Annotated in this window: 2 protein-coding genes and 1 pseudogene; 2 read left to right on the top strand and 1 reads right to left on the bottom strand. The window is 38.4% G+C overall.

Annotation, left to right across the window (positions count from 1 at the left end; all coding sequences use genetic code 11):
• The first annotated feature begins 584 nt into the window (after positions 1-584).
• Positions 585-899 (top strand): hypothetical protein, encoded by a 315-nt coding sequence (locus tag O9332_RS11230; RefSeq protein ID WP_002760896.1) that lies wholly within the window; start codon positions 585-587, stop codon positions 897-899.
• A 2-nt stretch (positions 900-901) separates the two neighbouring features.
• Entirely contained in the window at positions 902-1,456 is a 555-nt protein-coding gene (locus O9332_RS11225; RefSeq protein WP_288025511.1) for a hypothetical protein, read from the top strand.
• A 6-nt stretch (positions 1,457-1,462) separates the two neighbouring features.
• Here the strand turns inward: O9332_RS11225 and O9332_RS11220 are convergent.
• Positions 1,463-2,597: pseudogene (locus tag O9332_RS11220) on the bottom strand (ISL3 family transposase); the annotation flags it as partial.

The following is a 2,597-nucleotide window of genomic DNA, read 5'->3' as shown; positions in this document are numbered from 1 at the left end:
CCTTATAGAGAAAGGCATTTAGCGATTTTTGTCAATTGTTTTTTATCTAGAGCGAACTAATCAATTAAGTCTCTTGCCAGATAAGGATTTAGTCGATTTATGCCCCCCTATCGAACCATAACAAGTAACGAAGAGCCATTTGTAGGATGGGTTAGCGGTAGCGTAACCCATGCGGGAGTTGGGTTTCATGCTTCAACCTAACCTACGTTCATCTTATATTTAATTCCACCCACCCACTTAAGTTAAGTTATTTGATTAAGGTGTAGAATGGATGGTATTGATTATAACTCAGATATTGGGTGGTAATTTGGGAAAAAGGTAGTGTTGGGTTTCGTCACCTCAACCCAACCTACAAGATCAGCGATCGCACTGGGGTTCCGAATTGGCATTACATTAAAATTTAATGTTTTACCCTTGGCTATGGTGGGATAATTAAGCTAGGTTCTGTGGGAGGTTGTTGTACCGATCCTATTTAGCCGCTTCTAACATCACTTTTTAACGATAAAAACGCTCACGCCTACCTTGAGAATTTGCTTTGCCATGCTAACAATCGTTATCAGATAACTGAAGGTAAAAGTTTGTTGATGGTACTCAACGATTGCTTCTTGTATGAACCAGAGAAGATTATACGGGCGTTTATTGGGCTAGTAGATGAGGTAGGAAAATTAATTCAGGGTGTGCGCTTTACTCTTAATCTTTTCACTCAGGAAAGAGAGATTGTATCTTCTGTAGAGTCGCCTCCTCCAAACACGCCTGAATCCAAATTAAGACCCGTTGATATTGGCGTTCCTGCTCAAACTGGCGGATATATCCTACAAGCTTCTGTTGAGCCGTTCCGCGAGATAAATCCTGTTGAAGAGTACATTGGTGTCAAAAAATTGCAAGAACTGGGGCAATAACTATGAATAGCACAGAAATGAGTTCTCATGAATCTTTTGATCGATATGTATCCGAAGGTAAGCTGGTTATCTCTCCTACCAGACCTAAATTTTTGTTAGCAGCAGAGTTGATATTCGAGAAGGATGAATTGGTTAAAAAAGTAAAGGAAGCTATTGATGAAATTGAAATGCGATGTCATTACGGCTCACAGAAACCTCCCCGTAGAAGAGGTATTATAAGAGAAAACGGATGGGTTAGGGTTGGTGGTATCCGATTACCTATAAGAGGTCTAGAAAGTCAAAGAGCCAAGGCAATGACTGGGACTCAAACAGAAACAACTTTTGATCAAAGTTCTCAACAATCTTGTGAACTACCCGAAGGCAAGTCGATGATTTCTGAAGTTTCCAATCCACATTATGTTTGTCTCCCAGTCCGAGTTGAATTCGGTAATTATACCGATACCGAGTTGTCATTCAACATCAAGGAGGGAACACGTTGCGCTATATTGCCTCCAGACAAACTGTCGTCAATTGTGACTGAATGTAGCTGTTCGGCTCTTCTGGTTTTCGTGTGTTAATTTTTGTTATGAATTAAAGCAAGCAAACAGCTTAAGTCGAAGATGTTGAAAATTGGTAAATCCATAACTCATTCTTTTAATAAGCTTTATTTTGGTATTCATTCCCTCAATTAATCCGTTGGTTGTATGATTTTCAAAGTAATTACAAATACCCGGCAAATGCTTCTCGATCATACTGGCACTACTTTCCTATAATATTCCGCCTATTCTTATCCATTTTTCCAATTTTCTCTCAGCACCTCTGAACGTTTTACTACTTTGATAAATTTGTCTAATTTCTTCTTTCATCTCCCAGGCTATTCCCAAGCAGGGATGTTCTTTTAAGATAACTTCTAGTTGTTGTTTTTGCTCGTCCTTTAAGTCCTCTTTATTCTTCCATAATAAATGAGGTAATCCTTTTTGATGCACCCCCATTAACTTTCTCAAGTTATTAAGCTCGTCATTGATGATAGCCATTACATGAAAACGGTCATAGATGATTTTAGCATTGGGAAATAATTCCTTGATCACTGCCGTAAATCCTGACCACATATCGACGCTCACTTCTTTCACCTTCTCCCGAACTGCGTCTGGCTGTGCTTTTAAGGCTTCCATTAATTCTTCCTGCTTATGTCCTTTAATCACATCTAGTAAAATTTTCTTGTCCAGATCTACGACCGTTGTTATGAAATCTTTATGTCCTTTTAAGTTACTAAACTCATCTAAGCTTATTCGTTCTGGTGCTTCCCACTCTTCCTTTTCTAGTTCTTTAGCACAGTTATTAAATATTAACTCAACTTCTGACCATCCTAACCCTTCTTCTCGACTTATTTCTTCGATACTACAATTTTTTACTCTCTCATAAATCATCGATTCATAGCGAATTGTGTGATGCTGTCTTAATCTCATAAAACTCAGTCTTTCGCTGATCTACTTTTGGCACTTTTGACAATGAAACTGGCGGCGTGGTACTTCTAAATATACCGGATTGCCTAATCTTGACAAATCTCTGACTAGATTGTACTCTGTCTGATTGATTCTGTCCAAGGTTTGATGGCAATTCGGACATTCAATTGTTTCATTTAAAAGAGCGAGCTTTAGGAAAATTGTCTGAGCAATTTTTTGATAATTGACCACTGTTACATTTGGTAAATCGAGGAGT

The sequence above is a fragment of the Microcystis sp. LE19-10.1B genome (genome assembly GCF_027530565.1).
GTDB classification, from domain to species: Bacteria; Cyanobacteriota; Cyanobacteriia; order Cyanobacteriales; family Microcystaceae; genus Microcystis; species Microcystis aeruginosa.
This window is presented reverse-complemented; position numbering and strand designations above follow the sequence as displayed.

Coding starts and splice junctions, on each gene's coding strand:
- O9332_RS11230 (WP_002760896.1), top strand. CDS start 585: ATGGTACTCAACGATTGCTTCTTGTATGAACCAGAGAAGATTATACGG.
- O9332_RS11225 (WP_288025511.1), top strand. CDS start 902: ATGAATAGCACAGAAATGAGTTCTCATGAATCTTTTGATCGATATGTA.